Here is a 23809-nt window from a genome sequence, read left to right on the forward strand (position 1 = left end):
GGCCTTAGCAGTTGGCGCCTTCTGACAATCGGTTCAGCATCGAACTACAATTTGCACGCGTTGGCGCCGCCCCTCATCTGCCTGCCGGCACCTTCTCCCCGTATAGTGACGGGGAGAAGGGAGCGAACTTCGATCAGTCTTCGTTGGCCTTGACGTGGACGCCCAGCGTCTTGGTCAGGTCGGCCGGGTTGGACATGGCGCCGGCCATGATCAGCGCGAACGGCACCGCTGCCGGCGGCTCGGCCGAAATCTCGAGGCTCTTCGGATCGTCGAGGTACTTGCTCACCGCGGCCGTCACTTCGGCGGTCAGTTCGGGATTGTTGAGCTGCGCCATGCCGAACGGCACGATCGCCTTGGCCTGGTTGGCGATGTCCTTGCCCGACATGCCCTGCTGCTTGCCGACATATTCAAGCACCTTGCCGGTCAGCGAATCGTCGTCGAAGCGGATCGAGGCGCTGTTGAAGGAAAGCTGCTGCAAAAGGCCGAGCAGGGCCATGCCTTGCGCCGAATTGTCGGCGCCTTCGGGCTGCGCCGCCATCTTTTTCTGCATCTCCTGCAGCGACTTGACGAAGTCGACCGTGTAGCCGCCGAGGCCGAAGGTCATGCCGAGCGTGCCGGCATTCTCGACCGAGATATCGTATTTCGACAGGTCCATCTTGCCGTCGCTCGGCTGCCAGGTGCCGCCGATCTCGATATTGCCCGTTATGTTCTGGTAGCCGAGGGCCTCGATGGCTTCCTTGGACTTCGCATCGTCGACCAGGGTCAGGTCGGCGTTGAACTTTTCCGTGGTGGCGGAAAACTCCATCGCCTTGCCGTCGGCCGGCGGCGTGATCTGGACAGCAAGCCCATCCACCGAGAAGGCGGTCTTGTCGGCAACCTTGACCGTCAGGTTTTCGAGTTCGGCCGACTTGTAGATCATCATCGAGCCGAGCGGGCCTGTAGCGCCCTCGGCCGGGATGTTGGCGTCGTGGATGACGAAGGGGGTGAGGTTGAGCGTGACGCCGTCCTTGCTGTGCTCGAAGGCCGAAGTCGTGATGGTGGCGACATCGAAGCCGCCATTGGCTTCGGTCACGCCCTCGAGCTTGACGTCGCCGATCGGCAGCGCCTCCTTTTCGGCCGCCGGTTTGACCGACACGCCCTGCAGCACCATGCTGGAATTGTCGCCGGTAACGCCGGTCCAGGTGATATCGACGCCCTGGACGGCAAGTGCGGCCTTCAGTCGGTCGGCAACCGCCGTGTCTTGCGCAAAGGCGGCATTCAGCGGCAGCGTCAGCAAAAAGGTCGAAAAAGCAAGTTTCTTGAGTGTCGAACGTTGGATTGTCATCGCGAGTTCCCTGAGAGAGTCCTGAAAAAGTGTTTTCTCAATTCTACGCCATCACTATTCCGTGACGAACTGGACGGGAAAAAGGCGCTTTCCCGCAGAGTTGTCGAAAATCACGGCGAAAGGCAAATCGGAGCGGGAGCCTTCGCTCGATGCGGTGAATATGTCATGAAGGTCGGGCTCCCCTGCGTACCGTCTCCTGCCTTAGAGAGGGCGTGTAACAGATTGATGTTGGTTGGCAACAGCGCTGCTACCGGTGCTGTTGCACAGGGACGGCAAGCTGGAACATGAAGTTCGTCACATCCATTGTCGGACCTTGAGCCGCCCTCGTAAGCTCAAAGGCTGCAAAGTGCGGATTTCCGCAGCCCCGCCTTGCCGCGAATCACCCGCTCGGCTAGTCCAGCCGCATGGGAAAAAGGATTTTGCCGCCTGAAAATGGCGGCGGTGACCACATCGAACCGGTCGATCTGAAGAAGGCGCTGGAAGAGCGCTATCTCGCCTATGCGCTCTCGACCATCATGCACCGGGCGCTGCCTGACGTGCGCGACGGGCTGAAGCCTGTGCATCGCCGCATCATGCATGCCATGCGGCTGCTCAGGCTCAACCCCGACCAGGGCTTTGCCAAATGCGCCCGCATTGTCGGCGACGTGATGGGCAAGTTCCATCCGCACGGCGACCAGTCGATCTACGACGCGCTGGTGCGCCTGGCGCAGGATTTCTCCATGCGCTATCCCCTCGTCGACGGGCAGGGCAATTTCGGCAATATCGACGGCGATAACGCCGCCGCCATGCGCTATACCGAGGCGCGCATGACCGAGGTGGCGAGCGATTTGCTTGCCGGCATCACCGAGGACGCCGTCGATTTTCGGCCGACCTACAATGAGGAGGACGAGGAGCCCGTAGTGCTCCCCGGCGCCTTCCCGAACCTGCTCGCCAACGGCTCCTCCGGCATTGCGGTCGGCATGGCCACCTCCATCCCGCCGCACAATGCCGCCGAGCTTTGCAACGCAGCGCTGCAGTTGATCGAGCAGCCGGACTCGCCGGTGACAAAGCTGATGGAGTTCGTCCAGGGGCCGGATTTCCCGACCGGCGGCATCATCGTCGACAGCCGCGCTTCCATCCTGGAGGCCTATGAGACCGGCCGCGGCGGTTTTCGCGTGCGCGCCAAATGGGGCCAGGAGGATCAGGGCAGGGGCACCTGGAGCATCGTCGTCACTGAAATCCCTTACGGCATCCAGAAGGCCAGGCTGATCGAAAAGATCGCCGAGCTTTTGATCGCGCGCAAATTGCCGCTGCTCGAGGATGTCAGGGATGAAAGCGCCGAGGACGTCCGCATTGTGCTGGTGCCGAAGAGCCGTTCAGTAGATCCCGGCATTCTGATGGAATCGCTGTTCAAGCTGACCGAGCTTGAAAGCCGCTTTCCCCTCAACATGAACGTTTTGTCGCGGGGCAAGGTGCCTAACGTCCTGTCGCTGAAGGGCGTGCTGAAGGAGTGGCTCGACCATCGGCGCGATGTGCTGATCCGCCGCTCGAAGCATCGGCTTGGCGAGATCGAGAAGCGGCTGGAAATCCTTGCCGGCTACCTGATCGCCTATCTCAACATCGACGAGGTCATCAGGATCATCCGCGAGGAGGATGAGCCCAAGCAGGTGATGATGGCCCGTTGGTCGCTCACCGACACCCAGGCCGAAGCCATCCTCAACATGCGGCTGCGGGCCTTGCGCAAGCTGGAAGAGTTCGAGATCCGCAAGGAGTTCGACGGTCTCACCACCGAGAAGAAGCAGATCGAGGCATTGCTCGCATCCGACGCCAAGCAATGGTCGACGATCAAATGGGAAATCACGCAGGTTCGCGACAAGTTCGGCCCCGAGACCGAACTCGGCAAGCGCCGCACCCAGTTCGCCGACGCGCCGGAGCATGATCTGACCGACATTGCCCACGCCATGATCGAGCGCGAGCCGGTCACCGTGGTGGTCTCGGAAAAGGGCTGGCTGCGGGCGATGAAAGGCCATTTGGCCGACCATTCCACGCTCACCTTCAAGGAAGGCGACAGCCTCAAGCTCGCCTTCCATGCCCAGACCACCGACAAGATCCTGGTCTTCACCACCGGCGGCAAATTTTACACCATCGGCGCCGACCGGCTGCCGGGCGGCCGCGGCCATGGCGAACCGATCCGCATCATCGTCGACATGGACAACGACCAGGACATCGTCACCGCCTTTGTCCACGACCCCAAGCGCAAGCTGCTGCTCGTCTCCTACGATGCCAATGGTTTCGTCGTGCCGGAGGAGGAGGTCGTCGCCAACACCCGAAAGGGCAAGCAGGTGATGAACGTCAAGGCGCCCGACGAGGCCAAGGCCTGCGTCCCAGTGTCAGGCGATCATCTCGCCATTGTCGGCGAGAACCGCAAGATGCTGGTGTTTGCGCTCTCCGAAATTCCCGAGATGGGCCGCGGCAAGGGCGTTCGCCTGCAGAAATACAAGGATGGCGGTCTGCTCGACCTGAAACCCTTCACGCTGGCGAGCGGCCTGTCCTGGCAGGATTCCGCCGACCGCACCTTCGTCAGGTCGCGCGAGGAGCTGGCGGAATGGATCGGCGCGAGAGCGTCGGCCGGACGGATGGTGCCGAAGGGATTCCCGCGGACGGGGAAATTTGGTTGAAGCTGCTGATCTCCCCCCAAGGTGGGGGAGATGGCCGGCAGGCCAGAGGGGGGCGCTGTCCCGCCAGCGCATCGAATGGTCATGGCTCGCCACTCGGTCGCAACTCTTGGGTCTTCAATGTCGGGTGCCAGGCTGGCGATCCTTCGCGACCCCCTCTGGCCTGCCGGACATCTCCCCCACAAGGGGGGAGATTGGCAGCTTCACCAACCATTTGGACTATCGTCACGATTGCGGCACTATAACAGTGCATAAACGCTGTTAGGCCGGGGAGAATTGACCGTTTGAAGGAAGCGAAGATCCAGAAGCCTGAGCGTCAGCAGCGCCTGTTCGGCCTGTCGACTCCGTTGCGATCAGCTGTCATTCCTCCGCTGTCGGCGGCGCGCTGGCTGTTGGTGCTGATCGTCGCCGCCGGCGTTTATTTCTTCCACGGGTTCCTGTTTCCCGTGCTGGCAGCCCTCGTCATTGCTTTTGCCAGCTGGCCGCTCTACCGCCGGCTGCTTGCCGGTGTCGGCGGCAACCGCACCGTCGCCGCGACGCTCGCCATCCTGTTCATCCTTGCCTTCCTGGTGGTGCCGATAGCGCTCGCCGGCACCTACGCCATCAACGAGGTCCGCGAATGGGTGGGCTGGGCGATCGAGACCAACAGGCACGGCGCGGTCACACCGCACTGGATCACCTCGCTGCCTGTCGTCGGCGAGTGGCTGAACGAACAGTGGATCGACAATTTCGGCCATCCCGGCGGCATCGGCGAGCTGATCCAGCTGGTCAGCGGCGCCAATATCGGCAGCATCTATCGCGGCGTGCTGGCTGCCGGCGGCAGCGCCTTCGGCCTGTTGCTGACGCTGCTGTTCATGATGATCGCGCTGTTCTTCGCCTACCGCGACGGCGAACACTTTGCCAGCCAGATCGACCGGCTCGGCGAACGCATCCTGCCGACGCGCTGGGAGCGGATTTCGCGCGTCGTGCCGGCGACCATTTCCTCGACCGTTACCGGCATGACCGTGATCGCCATCGGCGAGGGGCTGGTACTCGGCATCGCCTACTGGCTGGCCGGGGTGCCGTCGCCGGTGACGCTGGGCGCATTGACCGGCGTGATGGCGTTGATCCCCGGTGGCGCGCCGCTGTCGTTTACGCTTGTGTCGATCTACCTCGCCGCCAGCGGCTCGCCGATGGCGGGTCTGGCGCTGTTCATCTGGGGCGCGGTGGAACTGTTCATCGTCGACAAGACCTTGCGCCCGAAGCTGGTCGGCGGACCGATCAAATTGCCCTTCCTGCCGACCTTTTTCGGCCTGATCGGCGGCGTCAAGACGATGGGCTTTCTCGGCCTGTTCATCGGCCCCGTGCTGATGGCGCTGCTGGTGGCGATATGGCGCGAATGGCTGCGCGAGGTGGAACTGGCCGAAGACACCGTTCCAGATGCCGTCGCCGAGCTCGAAGGCGGGCCGCCGCAGATCGAGATTGTCGCCGGCCCGGCGAAGAAAAGTCAGGCTGGGTAAGCGACAGCAAGTGCTGCCCGGCGCTTGCGCCCCTCATGCAGCTGCCACAGGGAATGCGCGACCAACGTGACGATCAGGATCACGCCGCCGATCAGGCTGTTGCGCGACGGCGTCTCGGCAAAGATCATCCATATCCAGACCGGCGCCAGAACCGTTTCCAGGAGATAGAACATCGCCACTTCCGGGCCTGAAATGTATTTCGGCCCGTTGGCTAGGCAGAAGAAGGCGAACGGCATGATGACGGCGCCGTTGAAAACGATCCACCATGGCGCTTCCACCTGGAAACCGGTCTTGGAGACCATGAGCGCCGCCAGCCCGAACGGCAGCAGGACGCCGGTCAGCGCGGTGAATCCCATATCCCTGCCGCTGGCGCGTGAAACGGTGATGGCGCAGGCAATCGCCAAGGCCGAACACAGCGCCATCACATCGCCGAACAGATATCCCGTGCCGACGGAATCGCCGACGATGATCGCGATGCCGACGATCATCAGCGCCATTGCCGCAAGCGTCAGCGGCTGCGGTCGCTCCTTCAGAAACAGCCACGACAGCAGCGCCGAGAACATGGTGGAGAAGGCCAGGATGAAAACCAGATTGGCGGTCGAGGTGTTGTAGACGGCAGTGATGAAGGCGATTGCGCCGAGCCCGTAGAGTGTGGCGACCACGAGCCCCGACCAGCCGGGTATCAGCTGCGGAGCATTCTTGCTGAACGAGCGCCAGATGGCCCATACGATCAGCCCTGCCACGAAGGTGCAGCCGGTGCGCAGCAAAAGGATCGTCCAGGCTTCGCCATGGGCGAGCCGGATCAGGGGAATGTCGATGGTCAGCGCCAGCCCGCCAAGCGCGGTGAGCAGGAGTCCTTTGGTGTGGGCATTGTGAGAGGACATGCAACGGCTTTCGCAATGATTTGAGCAGATGCCGGTCGGCGCAATCGCCCCGCCAACGGGCGGAAGACCAGCATCGTCTCGGCTGAAAATGTTTAGATCAGGATCTGGTAAGAAGAAAAATCAGCGCGTGACCGCTTCGTGGTCGTAGCGTTCCCAGCCCTTCGGGCCGAGATGCTCCTGCGGCATGAAGCGCATTTTATAGTTCATCTTGCGCGAGCCGTTGACCCAGTAGCCGAGATAGACATGGGGCAAGCCCATGGCCCGGGCGCGGGCGATATGGTCGAGGATCATGAAGGTGCCGAGCGAACGGTCCTCGAACTCGGGATTGAAGTAGGAATAGACCATCGACAGGCCATCGGCCATCTTGTCGGTCAGCGCCACGGCGATCAGCTCGCCCTGGCCCTTGCCGGTGATGAATGTGTCGGGGCCGCGGCGCCGGTATTCGATCACCTTGGTGTCGACATGGGTATCCTCGACCATCATGGCGTAGTCGAGCACCGTCATGTCGGACATGCCGCCGCGGCGATGGCGAGCGTCGAGATAGCCGCGAAACAGCGAATACTGCTCGGTCGACGGCTGCGCGTCGTGCATGGCGCCGATCAGATCGGAATTGCGCTGGATCACCCGCTTCATGTTGCGGCTGGCGGTGAACTCCTGCGCCAGGATACGCACCGAGACGCAGGCGCGGCAGGTCTCGCAGGCGGGACGGTAAGCGATGTTCTGCGAGCGCCGGAAACCGCCTTGCGTCAACAGATCGTTCATCTCCGGCGCCTTGTCGCCGACCAGATGCGTGAACACCTTGCGTTCGAACTGGCCCTCGAGATACGGGCACGGCGATGGCGCGGTCAGGAAGAACTGCGGCGACTGGGTCGGATGGTGCGTCATCGAACCTTGGGAACACTCCTGCGAATCGCTCTACCTTTGGCTTGGCTGGCGAAAAATTCAACAGGATTGTGAAGGCGGGTTGAACGGACCCCTTCACATTTGCGCACAAATGCCTGTTGGCGTCGGTTGAACGCCGGTTCAACGGTCGCTGCGGCTGACGACGGTGCCAAGCAGCAGGTCGTGCAGTGTGCGCTTGCGATCGGAAAACAGCGTCACCAGGAGGACGAGCGGCGTCAGGATGACCGTGCTCGCCCAGAACAGCACCGAATGGACAACGGCGGTGAGGCCGTCGATACGGCTGCCGTCGAGACGATCGAGCCGAATGCCCATCATCTTCATGCCTGATGTGGCCTGGTTGCGACCGCCCAGCGTGTTCCAGATGTAGAGAATGGCGACCGCCGGCACGAGGATGGAATACAGCGCCCAGCCAAGACCGAATGTCAAAAGGCCAAGCACGGCCACCAGGATCGCGAACGGAATGGTGAGCAGCGCCACGATGCAATAGTCGATGATGAAGGCCAGGATGCGCCGCGTGCGCACACCGTCATAGGCCCTGACGTCGTCGAGCCTGCTGGTGATGATTTCGCCGTCAAGTACGCGCGCGTTCATGTCATGTCCTCGTAACAGGCGCCACGCTAGGGTGCGCCGCCACTGAAATGGTGAAGACCGCGGGCGGAATCAAGATCGGTTCGTCCATCGGTCCGGCTCGGCAGTGTGACGAGGTTGAGCCGATTGAATTTGGTGGACGGATGGCGTTAGCTTGCTGCGGCGCAACAAGACGCCGAGGGGACGGGGTTACATGGATTACGACATGCTGGTCATCGGCAGCGGCCCTTCCGGGCGCCGCGCCGCGGTGCAATCGGCCAAGCTCGGCAAATCGGTGCTGGTGGTCGACAGGGGCCGGCGCCTCGGCGGCGTCTCGGTGCACACCGGCACCATCCCGTCGAAGACGCTGCGCGAGACGGTGCTGAACCTGTCCGGCTGGCGCGAGCGGGGCTTTTACGGCCGCGGCTACCGGGTCAAGCAGGACATCTCCATCGCCGACCTGGTCGAGCGGCTGCACAAGACGCTCGACCACGAGGTCGAGGTGCTGCAGCACCAGTTTATGCGCAACGCCGTCAAAAGCGTGCGCGCCATGGCGAAATTCGTCGGCCGAAACAAGGTCAGCCTGACGGCAGACAATGGCGACTACTCGGAGGTTGGTTTCACCAATGCCCTGATCGCGGTCGGCACCAGGCCGCACCGGCCGCGCGACGTGCCTTTCGACAAGATCCGCGTCTTCGACAGCGATGAGATGCTGGAACTCGACCATCTGCCGCGCACGCTGACGGTGATCGGCGCCGGCGTCATCGGCGTTGAATATGCGACGATCTTTTCGGCGCTCGACGTGCCGGTGACGCTGGTGGAGCCGCGCAACACCATCCTCGATTTCGTCGACCGCGAGATCGTCGACGACTTCATCCACCAGATGCGCGACCGCGGCATGACCATTCGCCTCGGCAGTACGGTCAAGGAAATCGTCTCAAAACCCGACTATGCCGAAGTGACGCTCGCCGATGGCCGCACCATCCGCTCCGAGATCGTGCTTTACGCCGCCGGCCGCAGCGGCAATCTCGGCAGCCTCGGCCTCGACGTGGTCGGCATCGAGGCCGATTCCCGGGGCCGCATCAAGGTCGATCCGCAGACCTTCCAGACCAGTGCGCCCAACATCTATGCCACCGGCGACGTCATCGGTTTCCCCAGCCTTGCCTCGACATCGATGGAGCAAGGCAGGGTGGCCGCCTGCCACGCCTTCGGCGTGCAACTGCCACCGCCGCCGGAAACCTTCCCCTATGGCATCTACGCCGTGCCGGAAATCTCCACCGTTGGTCAGTCGGAGGAGCAGGTGCGCGAGAGCGGCGCTGCTTATGAAGTCGGTCTGGCGCGGTTCCGCGAAACCTCGCGCGGCCACATCATGGGCGTCAACTCCGGCTTTCTGAAGCTGCTGTTCTCGGTCGAAACGCGCCGCCTGCTCGGCGCCCACATCGTCGGCGAAGGCGCCACCGAACTGATCCATATCGGCCAGGCGGTGATCAACCTCGGCGGCACGGTTGATTTCTTCGTCAACAACACCTTCAACTATCCGACGCTGGCCGAAGCCTACAAGATCGCCGGGCTCGATGCCTGGAACCGGATGGGACAGGGCTAGGCGACGAGCATCTGCTCAGCCGTTCCGCCGGGCGCCGATGCGGTCTACCAAGGTCTCCTAGCCTGCCTGGCGTGCGACCAATGCTGGTCCCGCAAGCCATTGCCGGACGATGGCGGCATCCGGGTCGCCGATTTCGTGACCTGAAGGCACGATGCGCGCATCGACCTCGGCGCCATGTTTGTTGAGCAGCGTCACCAGTGGCGGCGCAAACGGCCCGTAGGTCTCGTCGGCGGCACCGGCGACAATCAGGACGCGCGTTCCGGTCAGATTGGTTGCCGGCGCATCGTCAAGCACGGGCATTGCTCTCAGCAACGCCGCTTTTCGGACGAGGCCGGAGTTGAGCAGCATCAGGCTGGAAACCAGATTGGCGCCGTTGGAATAGCCGAGGAAAGTCGCCCGGGCGAGGTCGAGCCCGTGGCGCTTTGCGGCCTCGCTTGCGAAGGCGGCAAAGTACGATGTTTCGGCACGGATGCTCGCCTGTTCGAAACTGGTCGGCGTGATCCGCTCGAACCAGCGGAAGCCGTCTTCTTGGCGGATGCGGCCACGCACCGCGACCAGCGTGGCGTTAGGGGCGATCTGCCTCGCAATCGGGACCATCGTCGTTTCGTCGACACCCGATCCGTGCAGTAAAAACAGGCTCTCGCCGCCGGCATTCTCCGGCTTGAGGAGGCGGTAGGGAAAGGCCAGATCCTGGTGCAGAAAGGCGTTCTCGTCGCTATATCGATGCACGCTCATATCTCGTTGTTTTCACGGAGACATTGGTCCTTTGCCAGCTTCAAAACGGAATATTTTCACGCTCCGCCAAATGTGATTGCAACAGGCTCATTTCAGACCGTTTCTGCGCCGATATGCTCCCTGCGGGAGGAATCGAAGCGGTGTGCGCCGATGGTCGCATCCCGGCATGAACAACGCGAGCATCCTTGCTCTCCTTTGAGGCCTTTTGTCGATGACCCTGCCAGTCCCGCCCGATCGCGCCCCGCGTATCGCCGATCGCGCTCCGCGTATCGCCGATCGCGCTCCGCGTATCCCCGATCGCGACACGCGCATTGACGTGTTCCGTGCGCTCGCACTCCTGACCATCTATATCGACCACGTGCCGGGCACCGTCTTCGAAACGCTGACCTACAAGAATTTCGGATTCTCGGACGCGGCGGAAGCCTTCGTGCTGATTTCCGGCATGTCGGTCGCACTCGCCTATGGCAACAAGTTCCAGCCGGGCGGCCGGCTACTGGCGACGTTGAAGATGTGGCGCCGGGCCGGCGTGCTTTACAGCGCCCACATCGTCACCACCATGGTTGTGATGGCGTTATTCTGCGCCGCGGCGGTGTTCGGCCGGCGGCCGGAACTGCTCAAGCTGATCAACATCGAGCCGCTGATGAAGAACACGCCGGAGGTCATGATCGGCATTGTCACGCTCGGCCACCAGCTTGGCTACAACAACATCCTGCCGGTCTATGCGGCGCTGCTGTTGATGGCGCCGCTCTTCCTGCTCTTCGTCAGCTACCGGCCGCTGCCGGCGCTGGTCTTTTCCGGCGCGCTGTGGCTCGTCGCCGGCCTCTGGCAGATCGCGCCGCCGAACTATCCCGAGCCCGGCTTCTGGTTCCTCAACCCGCTGTCCTGGCAATTCCTGTTCAACATCGGCCTTGCCGGCATGCTGCATGTCAGGCGCGGCGGCACAATTCCCGTCAATCGTTGGCTGGTGGGCGCCGCGGCGACCTATGTCGCGGCAGCGGCGGTCTGGGTGCACAGCCCGCTCTGGGGCGAGATAACGTGGTTTAACCTGCCCGTGGTGATCGGCGGCTTCGACAAGACGTTCCTGTCGCTGCCGCGGCTCCTGCACATATTGGCGGTGAGCTATCTGATCGTCGCCCTGCCGGCTTTCTCGAACCTGTTCCGTCTCAGCCCGGACCATCCGCTTGCCCTGCTCGGCAAGCGCTCCTTGCCGGTGTTCCTCGCCGGCACGCTGATCGCCATGGCGGCGCAGGTGATGAAGCTGATCAATCCGGGCGGCTTTGCCTATGACGTCTTGCTGATTTCGGCCGGCATCGCCATGCAATTCGCGCTCGCCTTCTATCTTGAGTGGCTGTCCGGCATCGGCTTGGGCAAAAAGCCGGTTCGCAAAGAAGCGCCAGCCGTTCACCAGACCTTCGGCATGCCCGCGATGCCAAGGCTAAGCCGGTGATCCCACATCAGCCGCCTAGCTAGCAGGCGAGGGGCCGGACGACCCCCGCACCACAAGATCGACCGGCAGCAATTGCCGGTGCTGCGAGCCGTCATTTTCGAGGATCGCCTTGACGGCCAGCCGGCCCATCTCGGCGATCGGCTGGGCGACAGTGGTTAGTGGCGGCTCGGAGTCGGCGCCTTCCGGCACGCCGTCGAAGCCGACGATTGACACATCGCCCGGCACGGCAATGTTACGCTCGCGCAGCCAGTCGAGCGCATGCAGCGCGATCTTGTCCGACATGGCCAGGATTGCCGTCGGCGTCTGCGGCAGCGCGAAAATATGATCGAGGCCGGCCCGCACGCTCGCCTCGTCATTGAGGGTTTCGTAGATTGGCACTTGCGAGACGTCGATGCCGAAGCGGGAGAGCTCGCCGAAATAGCCACGCAGACGGTCGCGTGTGCCCGAGTAGAGGGATGTCGTCTCGACTTGCTCCTGCGTGACGGGACCAAAGCCAGCGTCGGCAGATTCCAGGGCGAGTACGGCAAAGCTGCGATGGCCGAACTCGGCCAGATGGCGCGCCGCCAGACCCGCGCCGGCGACGTTGTCGACGCCGATCGCAGCGACCGCCTCATTTTCCGAATCGAGATCAAGCGCCACGAAAGGCAGTTTGCGTTCGCGCGCCAGTTCGACCAGCCGCGACCCACCCTCGATGCAGAACACGATGAAGCCGTCGACCAGGGCGCTCTGGATGTTCCAGGCGAGCTGCTCGCTGTTGGCGGCCGAGACCAGCGAAATTCCGGCGCCGGTGGCGTCGCAGGCCTGCGAAATGCTGGCCATCATGACGCGGGCAAAGGGATCGTCGAAGAAATAGGACAATGGTTCTGCCGTTGCCACGCCGATGGCGTTGACCTTGCCGGCGCGCAGCAGCCGGCCCTTGGGATCCGGGCCGGCATAGCCCATCGCTTCCGCCGCCGCCTTGACCCGCTCGCGGACCTCTTCGCGCACGATTTCCGGGCGAGCGAACACGTTGGACGCGGTACCGTGCGAGACCCCGGCCGCCTTGGCGATGTCGGCAAGCCGCACTGGTCTCGTCTTGCCGGAGGTCAATGCCGTCATTTTCGTCTCCTGAACCGGAGCTTGTTTAGCACTTTCGTTGGATCGGTTCAAATTTTCCCTTGATCGGACGGCGGAGAGAGTCTATATTTGAATCGATCCAAGGGATTCACCAAGTACAACTTGGATCGATTCAAGAGGAGGGTGCCATGCATCCCGTGAATTATCTGTTCGAAGACATCTATGGCAATGATGGGGCATAGTCTCCGACGCCGCCACCCGCAAGCGCCGCGACAAGGTCGGGCCGTGGAGGCGTGACCTGCAATACCTTGTGAAACGCAAGCGCAGCTGATCGGCCCCGGCATTTTCGTGCCAGCTGATTGGATCGATTCAAGTGCTTAAAGAGGAGACGAACATGCATCCCGTGAAGCATCTGTTCGAAGACATTTATCGCAACTACTGGGGTATCTCGCCTGCCACGGAGCAGCCGGAAAGGCGGCGGCCGACCAAGTCTGCCAAGCGCAACCGCGACCTGCTGCCGCAAAACCGGCAGGATTAAGCCTCGTGTGATATCTGATGGGGCAGGGTTCTTGGCTCGTCAGGACCGTTGCCGCACGAGCGCCGAGGCCGCGATCACCAGCCAGCCCGCGATGAGCAAGGTGCCGCCGATCGGCGCCGACATTGGGAACAGCCGCGATCCCACGAAATCCCGTGCCAGCAGATCGCCGCAGAACAGAACAAGCCCGACGAGCAGCACCAGGCTGCCGATCCGCAAGATCCGGCTTGCGCCGGCGAGGCCGACGGCCAAAAACACCGGCGCATGCATGAGCAGGAAGGATGCCGCAGTGCCGACGAAGGCGCCGCCGAGATGCGCTGATGCCGCCGACAGCGCCACGCCCGCCGCGCCGGCAATGCCGCCGGCGAAAACGAGGATGCGCGCGCTGTTTGCTGGTGCTGACTCGGCGATGCTCATGTCTCGGGCTCCGTGATTGACGATAGGCGGCGCAACCTGTCTGTCAGGATTTTTCCGATATCGCCAGCATGTCGCGCGTGCGGCGCGCCTGGGCCAGCCAATTATACGCGGCACCGCCCGCCATCAGCACCGACGTGCCGAGAAACACCGCGCGCATGCCGAAATGGCCGCCGACGAAGCCGCCCAGCAGCGGACCCGCGACCTGGCCGACATATTGCGCCGAGATTGCCAGGCCCAGCACATTGCCGCCGACCCCATCGGGAACATTGTGGCGGATGACGCTGGTGATGCAGGGCAACAGCCCGCCCAGCACCAGACCCATAAGGAACCGCAGCCCGACCAACTGCCAGCTCTCGGTGACGAAGGCCTGCGGTATCAACAGCAGCGCCGAGACGGCCAGCGATGCGACGATGACGTTCCAGTGGCCGATGCGGTCGGCGAGCTTACCCAGCCGTGACGCCGACAGGATGGCGCCGAGTGCGGCCGCCGACATGACGACACCTGAGACCAGGGTCACCCGGCTTGCGTCCGCGACCAGTTGCTGGACGTAGACGGTGATGATCGGCTCGATCGACATGTTGGCGAAGGTGAACAGCATGCCGGTTGCCAGCATCGCCACGACAGGGCGTTTGTCGGGGATCTGCGCCCAACCGCCCTTTGGTTTCTCCTTGGGTTGTGCCTGCATTGGCGGGCGAGGCATCTCCTTGATCAGGAACGTCGTCGCCAGCGCCGCCAGGAAAATGACGCCGCCCGCGATGAGGAAGGTGGCGCGAATACCGATCAATGGCGGCAGCGCGCCGCCAAGCAACGGGCCGACCAGGGAGCCTGCGGTGATGCCGGCCGACAGCACGCCGAGCGCCCAGCCGGAGCGCTCCTTCGGCGTCTGCATGGCGACAAGTATGGTCGAGCCTGAGGAATAACCGCCGGCAAAGCCGATCAGCAGGCGCAAAAGCACCAATTGCCAGACGGTCTGCACCATGCCGGTTAGCGACATGCAGATCGCCATGCCGAAACTGGCGCGCACCAGCATCACCTTGCGGCCGTAGCGGTCGCCGAGCCGCCCCCACAGCGGTGCGACAAGGGCCGCGGCAAGGAAGGTGGCGCCGAAGGCGATACCGGACCATTGCACGATCGCCGCGTGGCCCACGGCGCCCAGCTGTTCGACATAGAGCGGCAGGAACGGCAGCAACAGCGTCATCGCCACAAGCGTGCTGAACGATCCGGCAAAGCACACGAGCAGGTTGCGCCGCCAATGAATGTTGTAGGTGGAAGGCGCTTCGGCGGCCTGCGCTGCACTGTCCTGCGGCATGTCCTGTCCTGTCCGCTTGCTGCGGATACCATTTTGGGATACCAACTTGGTACCTCATGGACGCAAAGCCCGGCTGCTGTCAATCAGGCGCTCTCAATGTGATCGGCAAGACCAACGGGCAAGGCCGATCGCCAGCAATGGAAGCAACTATGTCGCAGATGCAGATCGTCGAAAAAGCGCTTCGCGAGATGATCCTTGGCCTCGAGGTCGGTCCTGGCGAGCGGCTGACGGAGCGCTGGATCGAGAGCCGCTTCGGCGCCTCGCGCACGCCGGTCAGGGCAGCCCTGCTGCGGCTGGAGACGGAAGGGCTGATCTGCCGCGACGGGCGCGGCTGGACCGTGTCGCCGATCAACCTTGCCGAACTGGAACAGATCGCGGTGTACCGCGAAGCGGTCGAGGTCGCGGCGGTCAGGCTGACTTCGGCGCTGGCCGACAGGAGCGCAGCCGATGTCATCGAGGCGATGCTGGATTCCTGCGACACTGCCACGCCGCGCGAGGAATGGCACCGCGTCGGCATGGATTTCCATATCGAACTGGCGCGGCTCTCCGGCAACGAGTTCCTGTTTCGGGCCGTGCGCGATGCCATGACGCGCCTGTCGCGGGCGCGCTGGCTGGAGGTGCGCGACGAGGCGGCCCTTGGCCGCGCCTGGAGCGAGCATCACGCCATTCTGGCGGCGGTGCGGGCCGGCGATGCCGATGCGGCGGCGGCGCGACTTTCGGCCCATATCGCCGGCAGCCGCGACCGCCTGGTGACGTCGTTGCACAATGACCGGCGCGGCCTGCGCGCCAGGGGTTTTGCCGTCGTCGCCGCTTGATACCGGTCACGAAAACGAAAGAACGCCGTCGCGATCCGCTTTCGGCCTCGCTTCGCGGACGCCGATGGCGTAAGAGGCGGCCATGGAAAACAACCGATTTGAAACCCCCGTGACCGTTAAGTCGGGCACGGAGGGAAGCACTCAGCTCTTGCGTACGGTGCGCGAGGCTTCCGATTACCTGCTCAACAGCTGGCCCGGCAAGCGCAGCCCCAAGCACCGCGAAGCGCTGCAGGCCTGCCATGACGCGCTGGCCGGCGACAAGCCGGCGATGATTGCAAGACGCGCCTTCATCGCCGCCGCGCGCGAGGTCAACGTCTTCGTCAGCGACAAGGCCCCGGCCTGATCACATCGGCCTGATCAGACCGGCATTTTGCCAGGATCCGGCCCGTTTCGCGGGCCGGTGATCCTGTCTTGCCTATTTTTCTGTCTCGGTGTCGGTTTTGGAACTTGCCTCGTTCTCAGGCTCGGCGCGCTCCTTGGCCGCGACCTTGGCGGCGAGCTTCTCCGCCTTCTTGGCGGCCTTCTGCCGGTCGCGCTCTTTGCGTTCCTGACCGTAATTCGGTGGTCGAGCCATATCGTTTCCTTTCGCTGTGCCTGATCCTGCCTAGAAGCATTGGCCGGCAAACACAACAGCGCCGCGAGGGCAGATGCCAGCGGTTCTGGACTTGCGTGATGGCGAACACAATGGTTTAGAAAAGGCTGCGGGACAGTTGCTGGAGCCGCCGCCGACCGATTTCGAATCAAAACGACCGATGGCCACGCTTCAAAGAAACGCACAGAAGCTGATCTACTATGCGCGCAACGCCATGCGCGACATCGCGCCGCCGGTTCTTTTCCGGCGCCGGCTCGGCCGGCTGCTCGATCAGGCCAGGCTTTCCGACGCATCGGTCCGCCAGCGGCTCAATTACTACAACACGCTGCGGGAGCCTTTTAGCCCCAGCCCCGAGGCCGTGCCGGTCAGCCGGCTGCCGTCGGACCGCAGCATGTACTATTACGATCTGAAGGAGTTCACCCGTTATTTCCACCCAGATCTGCGCATCGACCTGGAATTCGGCGACGTCATCGAAGTGCCGAAGATGCCGTCGATCGTCAAGGACCGGCCGATAGCGGGCGACAACGGCAACGGCGTCCTGTTCAAGCTGAACAAGTTCCGTCATTTCTACATGCCGGCCGACGATGTCGCCTTCGCCGACAAGCATCCGCTCGTCGTTTGGCGCGGCGAACTCAACAATCCCATCCGCACCTTGTTGCTGGATGCAGCCCGCAATCTGCCGTTCTGCGATGTCGGCACGCCGAGGGCGACAGCACCTGCGGAATACCGCAAGCCCTATCTCAGCATCGATCAGCAGCGCCGCTACCGCTACATCATCTCGCTCGAAGGCAATGATGTCGCGACCAATCTGAAATGGATCATGAGCTCGAACTCGCTCTGCCTGATGCCGCCGCCGACTTACGAGACCTGGTTCGCCGAGGGGCAACTCGAGCCCGATGTCCATTATGTGCCGCTGGCGCCCGACTTCAGCGATCTGGCCGAGCGGGTGCATCATCTCGAGCAGCATCCGGCCGAGGCCCAGCGCATCGTTGCGGCGGCCAACGCCTATTGTCGCAAATTCGCCGACGAGCGGGCCGAGCAGGCGATCTGCCTGCTCGTGCTCTACAAATATTTCGTGCTCAGCGGCCAGATCGAGCCCGATCCGCAGGTCTGGCGGTTTATCGCGGGCTAGCGGCTTCCGGCGCCCTTAAGTCAGATGACGCTGCGGTCCGTAACCAGATCGGCCGGGCCGAAGCGGTCCTTCGCCGTAAACTGCTGGTGCCAGTAGGGATAGAGCACCGGCGGCCGGCTGACGGCATCGAGACGCTGGCGTTCATCAAAGGACAGCGTCAGGCTTGCCGCGGCGAGATTGTCTTTCAACTGGGACTCATTGCGTGCGCCGATCACCAGCGAACTGACGGCCGGCCGGCCGAGCAGCCAGGTCAGCGCCACCTGGGCCGCCGAAACGCCGCGTGCCGCGCCGATGTCGACCAGCACATCGACGATCCGCCACAGACGGTCTTCGTCGCGGATCGGCGGTTCCGACCAGCCGCCGATCTGGCGCGCCGTCGGGCTGTCGCGGCGGTATTTTCCCGACAGGAGGCCGCCGGCGAGCGGGCTCCACACCAGCACGCCAAGGCCCTGGTCGACCGAGATCGGCAAGAGCTCATACTCGGCCTCGCGTGCTTCCAGCGTGTAGTGGATCTGCTGGGTGACGAAGCGCGGCTGGTGCTGGCTGTCGCTGATGCCCAGCGCCTTCATGACCTGCCAGCCGGAATAGTTGGAGCAGCCGACATAGCGGATTTTGCCCTGGGCAACCAGCGTGTCGAGCGCGGAGATGGTTTCCTCGAGCGGTGTCGCGCCGTCCCATTCGTGCAGGAAATAGATGTCGATGACATCGGTCCGTAGGCGCTTCAGGCTCTTCTCGCATTCGCGGATCAGATGATGGCGCGACAGGCCTTCGTCATTGGGGCCCTTGCCGATCCGCATGCGCGCCTTGGAGGCGATCAGCACGTCGTTCTTGCGCTTGCCGCCGAGCGCCTCGCCGATGATCTCTTCCGACAATCCGTTCGAATAGACATTGGCGGTGTCGATGAGATTGATGCCGGCATCTATGCAAGTGTCGATGATGCGCGAGGCCTCCGCGAGATCGGAATTGCCGACGGCAGCGAACGGCCCGCTGCCGCCGAAGGTCATGGTTCCCAAGGTCAGCGCCGAAACTTTCAAGCCGGAACGGCCAAGCGTGCGGTATTCCATGTCAGATCCTCGTAGTTTTGGTGGGGAGGCGGTTTTAGCAGGAAAGGGCGGGGAAGCCCGAACGGGTCCGCCGTTTGTAGGACAATTTGAGCGGCTTGTCGCCATCCCAGGGCGATGGATCGGCAATGCTCGCTGGTTTGCAGTGATGACCGGCTGGCCGGCGGCTTGCAATAAAACCGTCATTGGCGGCCTATATCGAGTCGGCTCAGGGTTTCATGTCAGCCGGCAAGCGGAGCAGTGGAAATGACCGAGTTGAAGCAGAATTCTCCGGCCAGGGATTGGCTGGAAGCCGAACTCGCCGACACGCTCGACGAGGACTATGAGCTTGAAATGTCGGAGCCGGCGCTGTCGCTGGAGATCGCCAAGATCTACAAGAACGCGCATCCGCCGTCGATCGACCGCATGCAGTATTTCCGCGACCTGATCGGCTTGCAGTCGGAACTGATCAAGCTGCAGTCCTGGGTCGCCTACCACAAAAAGAAGCTGGTGGTGGTTTTCGAAGGACGCGATTCCGCCGGCAAGGGCGGCGTCATAAAGCGCATTACCCAGCGCCTTAACCCGCGCATCTGCCGCGTCGTGGCGCTGCCGGCGCCGACCGAGCGCGAAAAATCACAATGGTATTTCCAGCGCTACGTGCCGCATCTGCCGGCCGGCGGCGAGATCGTGCTGTTCGACCGCTCCTGGTACAACCGCTCCGGCGTCGAGCGGGTGATGGGCTTTGCCGAACCCGATCAGGTCGAAGAGTTCTTCCGCGACGTGCCGGAGTTCGAGCGCATGCTGGTCCGCTCCGGCGTCACGCTGGTCAAATACTGGTTCTCGATCACCGACGAGGAACAGCAGATGCGCTTCATGATGCGCATCCACGATCCGATGAAGCAGTGGAAGCTGTCGCCGATGGACCTGCAGTCGCGCGTGCGCTGGGAGCAGTACACCAAGGCCAAGGAAGAGACGTTTGCCCGCACCAACATCCCAGAGGCACCGTGGTACATCGTCGAAGGCAACGACAAGAAGCGGGCGCGGCTGAACTGCATCGACCATCTCCTCAAACAACTGCCCTATGAGGACGTGCCGCACGAAGAAATCACGCTGCCCGAGCGGGTGTTCAACCCGGAGTACGAGCGCCAGGTCCTGCCGCGCGAGCTTTACGTGCCGGAGAAGTATTGAGCACTTTTCCTTCTCCCCGTTTCACGGGGAGAAGGTGCCTGAAGGGCGGATGAGGGGCAGCGCCGGCATCGACGAATTCACAGCCGTCGGACGCTGCTAACCTCCAAAAGCAGCGCTGCCCCTCATTGCCTGCCGGGCATTTCTCCCCGCAAAACGGGGAGAAAGAAGCCTGCGCCTGTTACTTCGCCACTATACCCGCTTGATCGTCACATGCGTGGCGAGCGCCGTGGCCACCTGCTCGGTGCACTGGTAACCCAGCTTCAGCATATCCAGCCCGGCAAACAGGCTCTCGCCCCTCCCGAGCAACACCGGCGACACCGCCAGATGCAACTCGTCGATGAGCTTCTCTTGCAGATATTGCCGGATGGTGGAAACGCCGCCGCCGACGCGGATATCCTTGCCGCCGGCCGCGGCCTTTGCTTGTTCGAGCGCGGCGTGGATGCCGCCGGTAACGAAGTGGAAAATGGTGCCGCCTTCCATCACAATGGAGTCGCGCTTGTAGTGGGTCAGCACGAAGGTCGGCACATGATAGGGCGGGTTGTCGCCCCACCAGCCTTTCCAGCTCTCGTCTGGCCATTCGCCGCGGATTGGGCCGAACATGTTGCGGCCGAGGATCCAGGCGCCGACATTGTCGAAGCTGCGGATGGTGAACCGGTCGTCCACATCGGTGCTGCCGCCATCCTTGCCGACCATCTCGTGGAAGGTGCGGGTGCCGGTCATCCATTTGTGCAGGTATTCGCCACCAACGCCGAGCGGATTTTGCAGGTCCTGGTCAGGACCGGCGCCGAAACCGTCGAGCGACAAGGTGAAGGCATTGACGCGAAGTTTGGACATGGAGACTCCCTTTCGGTGACCAGTTGTGATTTGCAATCAGTATTCAAACTGATTGCATTTTGCAACTAGTATTTTTAGAGGCAAGCCGATCTGTGGAATGCGCAGGGACCTCAAGCCGCCACGCGCTTCGGCATCACCGCAAACGGGCTGAGCCCAAGCCAGATCTGCATCTTGCCGGCGACGTCGAGATCGCCGGTCAGGCTGATCTTGTCGCGTTCCTTGTGAACTGTCGTCAGCCCCATCCAGATCGAGGTCATGGTGCACAGATCGGTCGAGACGTAGAGATCGACGTCGAAGCCCGGATCGTACCAGCAAAGATCGACCTCGCCCTGCTTTTCGACGATCAGCCACCACGATCGTTTTGACGCCGGCAGGTCATGGTACAGGAATTGTATCACGGTGCGCCCGTCCGGCAGCGGACTGGGGTTCAGATTGCGCCGCATGTCCCACATCAGCAGCGACGGATCGAGGTTTTTGAGCGACAGCCTGGCCTCGACCCATTTCTGGCCCCAAAACCCCATCGCCTCGACAACCGGGCGCAAATCCCGGCCCGCCTCGGTCAGCCGGTATTCGAACACGCCCTTCTCGGTCGCGATCTCGGTCCGCTCGACGATGCCGCCGGCCTCGAGGTCCTTGAGCCGTTGCGACAGAAGGGTTGGCGACATTTTCGGCACGCCACGGCGCAAATCGTTGAAGCGGGTCGATCCCGCCACCAGTTCGCGCAGCAGCACCATGGTCCAGCGTGTGCAGAGCAGCTCGGCGGCCATGGAGAGCGGGCAGAATTGCTTGTAACCGGCTTGTGTCATGTGGTGAGCTCCAAAAGATGTTGCCGGACCTTATTCAGAAAACCTGAGTTCAGCCAGTACAGAAGCTGTACTGGCACCCCCGGTACAGTTCTGTGACTGGAGCGGTCCGGCGCTGCCATGCGAGGCAGCGGTCACGTCACCGGGCAGTCCGGTGCCGATCCATGAGGAGTTGGACAATGACCGCTTACGTGATCGCAGACATCAAGGTGAAGGACGACAAATGGGTGCCGGCCTATGCCGCTTCGGTGCATGACCTCGTCCACAAGCATGGCGGCAAGTATCTCGCCCGCAGCGGCAATGTGAAGACGCTGGAGGGCAAGCCGCTCGACACCAGCCTGATCGCCATCATGGCGTTTCCGTCGGCAAAGGCAGCCGAGGCCTTCACCAACGATCCGCAATACGCTCCGTTTGTGGCGGAGCGTCAGAAGGGCAGCGACAGCCGCTTCCAACTGATCGACGATACCGATCTCGCCGGAACGATTCCTTATTTGCCAAAGGCGTGAGGAAAAGCCGGAACCCGGAGCATCCAGGTTCCGGCTAACCCTTCAGCAGCTGCGCCACTTCCGGCGCGAAGCAGGTGGACGGGTACTCTCACGCGATTTAGTCTTGAACTCGAAAGTCGGTAAACTGAGCAGGCGCGCACGTGACCATTATTTCACTCATTGCAAAACTGTTTGCCAACCGGAACCGCCCGCAGAATAGGCCAGCTCAAGTCCCAGAGCGGGTTTTCCGCAAAGAGGCGAAATTCAAGAAACATGGAAAATTCTTCCAGATCGGACCGACATATCGCGGCGGGTCCCATTGTCTTCAGCTGGAAAACGCCCAAGCTTTGGTGCCGCCACCCCGCATACTGCTCGGGCCGACGGAGTTTGGGGGATACGGCTTTCCTGAGTACCCGGAGACGCCCAGGCTACGGCCTGAAGCGACAGCCTATTGCAGGCCACCAAAAGACTTAGAAGATTTTCATTGTTACTGGCTTGTATCCGAGCGCCTGAAGGAAGTTCTGCAGTCAGTCGACCCCGATGGGGTCGTGTTTAACGACTGCGACGTATTCTATTTGAGCGGAAAGCCGATCGAACCAAAGCACTACCTTTGCGACATCGTTCGCAAGATTGATGCCGTTGATCTCGAATCGTCGAAGTTTAGGCTTTTGATCGGCGAGAATGGAGGCGTCCACTACGACCGCGCCGGAGGCGCGTGCTTCTATTTCAAGGAGGAGATTGTTGGCGATGCGCATATCTTCAAACAGAAGAACATGGGCATCGTCATATGCACCGCCAAATTGAGAGAAGCCTGTGTCGAAGCAGGCATCAAGAAGCCCGACTTGTTCCAAGACATGTCGGTTTGCGGGCGTGGTCGGCTGGACTTCGAAACAAGAAATGTCAAAGAGAGTTATGTGCTGGAGTGAATTTATCCCTTCAGCATTTGCGCCACTTCCGGCGCGAAGTAAGTCAGGATGCCGTCGCAGCCGGCGCGCTTGAAGGCGAGCAGGCTCTCCAGCATTGCCTTTTCGCCGTCGATCCAGCCATTGGCGGCCGCCGCCTTGATCATCGAATATTCGCCTGACACCTGGTAGGCGAAGGTCGGCATCTGGAACTCGTCCTTCAGCCGGCGGATGATGTCGAGATAGGGCAGGCCGGGCTTGACCATCAGCATGTCGGCGCCCTCGGCGATATCCTGCTCGGCCTCGCGCACCGCTTCGTCGGAATTGGCGTGGTCGAGATAGTAGGTCTTCTTGTCGCCCTTGAGCAGGCCGGCGGTGCCGACCGCCTCGCGGTAGGGGCCGTAGAAGGCGGAGGCGAATTTCGTCGCATAGGACATGATCGCCACATCCTGAAAACCATTGGCGTCGAGTGCGTCGCGGATGGCGCCGATGCGGCCGTCCATCATGTCGGACGGCGCGATGATGTCGGCGCCGGCCGCTGCCTGGATGACGGCCGCGGCGGTCACCTGTTCCACTGTCTCGTCATTGACGATGATGCCGTCGCGCAAGATGCCGTCATGGCCGTGCGAGGTGAACGGGTCGAGCGCCGCATCGGTGATGATGCCGATCTCCGGCACCGCGTCCTTGATGGCGCGGGTGGCGCGGTTGATGATGTTTTCCGGGTCGAGGATGTGCGATCCCGTCTGGTCGCGCAGGCTGAGTTCAACATTGGGGAAGGTGGCGATCGCCGGAATGCCGAGCTTAGCGGCCCGCTCGGCCTCCTTGACGGCGAGGTCCAGCGACAGGCGGAAGACGCCGGGCATGGCGGCGATCGGCTCGCGCGTGTTCTTGCCGTCGATCACGAAGATCGGCCAGATCAGATCGTCCACGGTAAGCCGGTTTTCCTGCACCAGGCGGCGCGACCAGTCGGCCTTGCGCATGCGCCGCAAGCGGCGGCTGCCGGTGATCTCGTCGACGCTGCGCGCACCGGCGGGCTTTGCCGGTGCGAATTTGTTGCTCGTCGCGGGGGTGAATTTGTTCATCGC

The 23809-nt window shown here is 62.5% G+C and carries 24 protein-coding genes; 11 read left to right on the forward strand and 13 right to left on the reverse strand.

Annotation, left to right across the window (positions count from 1 at the left end; translation table 11 throughout):
* Window positions 1-133 precede the first annotated feature (133 nt).
* Window positions 134-1324: an aq_1923 C-terminal domain gene (locus NLY36_RS29660; RefSeq protein ID WP_023734156.1), complete on the reverse strand. Its 1191-nt coding sequence runs from the start codon at window positions 1322-1324 to the stop codon at window positions 134-136.
* 404 nt (window positions 1325-1728) lie between these two features.
* On the opposite strand from NLY36_RS29660, the gene parC reads away from it, so the two are divergent.
* Together parC and NLY36_RS29670 are read left to right on the forward strand one after the other, a co-directional pair.
* Window positions 1729-3981, forward strand: a complete 2253-nt coding sequence (gene parC, locus NLY36_RS29665; RefSeq protein WP_023736460.1) for a DNA topoisomerase IV subunit A — start codon at window positions 1729-1731, stop codon at window positions 3979-3981.
* Between the two features lie 281 nt (window positions 3982-4262).
* Window positions 4263-5477, forward strand: coding sequence for an AI-2E family transporter (locus tag NLY36_RS29670; RefSeq protein ID WP_023693242.1), 1215 nt, complete (start codon window positions 4263-4265; stop codon window positions 5475-5477).
* Here the strand turns inward: NLY36_RS29670 and NLY36_RS29675 are convergent.
* The 3 genes from NLY36_RS29675 to NLY36_RS29685 form a co-directional block, all read right to left on the reverse strand.
* Window positions 5465-6361 (reverse strand): DMT family transporter, encoded by an 897-nt coding sequence (locus tag NLY36_RS29675; RefSeq protein WP_023736461.1) that lies wholly within the window; start codon window positions 6359-6361, stop codon window positions 5465-5467. The two genes, NLY36_RS29670 and NLY36_RS29675, sit on opposite strands and share 13 nt — an antisense overlap.
* Window positions 6362-6481: 120 nt before the next feature.
* On the reverse strand, window positions 6482-7246 hold the full coding sequence (locus NLY36_RS29680) for an arginyltransferase (RefSeq protein WP_023682417.1): 765 nt from the start codon (window positions 7244-7246) through the stop codon (window positions 6482-6484).
* A gap of 138 nt (window positions 7247-7384) precedes the next feature.
* Complete coding sequence (locus NLY36_RS29685; protein ID WP_023673020.1) at window positions 7385-7855, reverse strand: RDD family protein; 471 nt, start codon at window positions 7853-7855, stop codon at window positions 7385-7387.
* Between the two features lie 190 nt (window positions 7856-8045).
* Between NLY36_RS29685 and sthA the strand changes: the two genes are divergently transcribed.
* Window positions 8046-9434 carry a Si-specific NAD(P)(+) transhydrogenase gene (gene sthA / locus NLY36_RS29690; RefSeq protein ID WP_023730842.1) on the forward strand — a complete coding sequence of 463 codons (1389 nt, stop codon included), beginning with the start codon at window positions 8046-8048 and terminating at the stop codon, window positions 9432-9434.
* Window positions 9435-9491: 57 nt separating this feature from the next.
* Here sthA and NLY36_RS29695 read toward each other — a convergent pair whose 3' ends face one another.
* Complete coding sequence (locus NLY36_RS29695) at window positions 9492-10163, reverse strand: alpha/beta hydrolase (RefSeq protein ID WP_245260287.1); 672 nt, start codon at window positions 10161-10163, stop codon at window positions 9492-9494.
* Between the two features lie 217 nt (window positions 10164-10380).
* On the opposite strand from NLY36_RS29695, the gene NLY36_RS29700 reads away from it, so the two are divergent.
* Window positions 10381-11616 (forward strand): OpgC family protein, encoded by a 1236-nt coding sequence (locus NLY36_RS29700; protein ID WP_023711549.1) that lies wholly within the window; start codon window positions 10381-10383, stop codon window positions 11614-11616.
* A 15-nt stretch (window positions 11617-11631) separates the two neighbouring features.
* On the opposite strand, the gene NLY36_RS29705 is transcribed toward NLY36_RS29700, so the two are convergent.
* Entirely contained in the window at window positions 11632-12714 is a 1083-nt protein-coding gene (locus tag NLY36_RS29705; RefSeq protein ID WP_023682412.1) for a LacI family DNA-binding transcriptional regulator, read from the reverse strand.
* 352 nt (window positions 12715-13066) lie between these two features.
* Between NLY36_RS29705 and NLY36_RS29710 the strand changes: the two genes are divergently transcribed.
* The gene (locus tag NLY36_RS29710; protein ID WP_023673014.1) at window positions 13067-13210 is read left to right on the forward strand and encodes a hypothetical protein; all 144 of its coding nucleotides are present in this window, start codon (window positions 13067-13069) and stop codon (window positions 13208-13210) included.
* Between the two features lie 39 nt (window positions 13211-13249).
* Here the strand turns inward: NLY36_RS29710 and NLY36_RS29715 are convergent, their stop codons facing one another.
* On the reverse strand, window positions 13250-13624 hold the full coding sequence (locus NLY36_RS29715; RefSeq protein ID WP_023711546.1) for a DUF423 domain-containing protein: 375 nt from the start codon (window positions 13622-13624) through the stop codon (window positions 13250-13252).
* A gap of 43 nt (window positions 13625-13667) precedes the next feature.
* Window positions 13668-14933 carry a multidrug efflux MFS transporter gene (locus tag NLY36_RS29720; protein ID WP_023736462.1) on the reverse strand — a complete coding sequence of 422 codons (1266 nt, stop codon included), beginning with the start codon at window positions 14931-14933 and terminating at the stop codon, window positions 13668-13670.
* 149 nt (window positions 14934-15082) lie between these two features.
* On the opposite strand from NLY36_RS29720, the gene NLY36_RS29725 reads away from it, so the two are divergent.
* Together NLY36_RS29725 and NLY36_RS29730 are read left to right on the forward strand one after the other, a co-directional pair.
* Window positions 15083-15748, forward strand: coding sequence for a GntR family transcriptional regulator (locus NLY36_RS29725; protein WP_023736463.1), 666 nt, complete (start codon window positions 15083-15085; stop codon window positions 15746-15748).
* A 109-nt stretch (window positions 15749-15857) separates the two neighbouring features.
* Entirely contained in the window at window positions 15858-16091 is a 234-nt protein-coding gene (locus NLY36_RS29730; RefSeq protein ID WP_245259900.1) for a DUF982 domain-containing protein, read from the forward strand.
* A 72-nt stretch (window positions 16092-16163) separates the two neighbouring features.
* Here NLY36_RS29730 and NLY36_RS29735 read toward each other — a convergent pair whose 3' ends face one another.
* Window positions 16164-16322 (reverse strand): hypothetical protein, encoded by a 159-nt coding sequence (locus NLY36_RS29735; protein ID WP_023673009.1) that lies wholly within the window; start codon window positions 16320-16322, stop codon window positions 16164-16166.
* 178 nt (window positions 16323-16500) lie between these two features.
* On the opposite strand from NLY36_RS29735, the gene NLY36_RS29740 reads away from it, so the two are divergent.
* The gene (locus NLY36_RS29740) at window positions 16501-17472 is read left to right on the forward strand and encodes a glycosyl transferase family 90 (protein WP_023736464.1); all 972 of its coding nucleotides are present in this window, start codon (window positions 16501-16503) and stop codon (window positions 17470-17472) included.
* Between the two features lie 20 nt (window positions 17473-17492).
* On the opposite strand, the gene NLY36_RS29745 is transcribed toward NLY36_RS29740, so the two are convergent.
* A complete protein-coding gene (locus NLY36_RS29745; RefSeq protein WP_023736465.1) occupies window positions 17493-18536 on the reverse strand; it encodes an aldo/keto reductase in 1044 nt (347 codons plus the stop codon).
* A gap of 243 nt (window positions 18537-18779) precedes the next feature.
* On the opposite strand from NLY36_RS29745, the gene ppk2 reads away from it, so the two are divergent.
* Window positions 18780-19700, forward strand: a complete 921-nt coding sequence (gene ppk2, locus NLY36_RS29750; protein ID WP_023736466.1) for a polyphosphate kinase 2 — start codon at window positions 18780-18782, stop codon at window positions 19698-19700.
* Between the two features lie 189 nt (window positions 19701-19889).
* Here the strand turns inward: ppk2 and NLY36_RS29755 are convergent, their stop codons facing one another.
* On the reverse strand, window positions 19890-20534 hold the full coding sequence (locus NLY36_RS29755) for a dihydrofolate reductase family protein (protein WP_023736467.1): 645 nt from the start codon (window positions 20532-20534) through the stop codon (window positions 19890-19892).
* Between the two features lie 110 nt (window positions 20535-20644).
* Entirely contained in the window at window positions 20645-21340 is a 696-nt protein-coding gene (locus NLY36_RS29760; protein WP_023682403.1) for a winged helix-turn-helix transcriptional regulator, read from the reverse strand.
* A 176-nt stretch (window positions 21341-21516) separates the two neighbouring features.
* Between NLY36_RS29760 and NLY36_RS29765 the strand changes: the two genes are divergently transcribed.
* Together NLY36_RS29765 and NLY36_RS29770 are read left to right on the forward strand one after the other, a co-directional pair.
* Window positions 21517-21843, forward strand: a complete 327-nt coding sequence (locus NLY36_RS29765) for a DUF1330 domain-containing protein (RefSeq protein ID WP_023693250.1) — start codon at window positions 21517-21519, stop codon at window positions 21841-21843.
* Window positions 21844-21983: 140 nt separating this feature from the next.
* Window positions 21984-22748 (forward strand): imm11 family protein, encoded by a 765-nt coding sequence (locus NLY36_RS29770; protein ID WP_023713510.1) that lies wholly within the window; start codon window positions 21984-21986, stop codon window positions 22746-22748.
* A 2-nt stretch (window positions 22749-22750) separates the two neighbouring features.
* Here NLY36_RS29770 and hemB read toward each other — a convergent pair whose 3' ends face one another.
* Window positions 22751-23806: a porphobilinogen synthase gene (hemB, locus tag NLY36_RS29775; RefSeq protein WP_023697453.1), complete on the reverse strand. Its 1056-nt coding sequence runs from the start codon at window positions 23804-23806 to the stop codon at window positions 22751-22753.
* Window positions 23807-23809 lie beyond the last annotated feature (3 nt).

This window comes from Mesorhizobium sp. C399B (genome assembly GCF_030323185.1).
Lineage (GTDB): Bacteria > Pseudomonadota > Alphaproteobacteria > Rhizobiales > Rhizobiaceae > Mesorhizobium.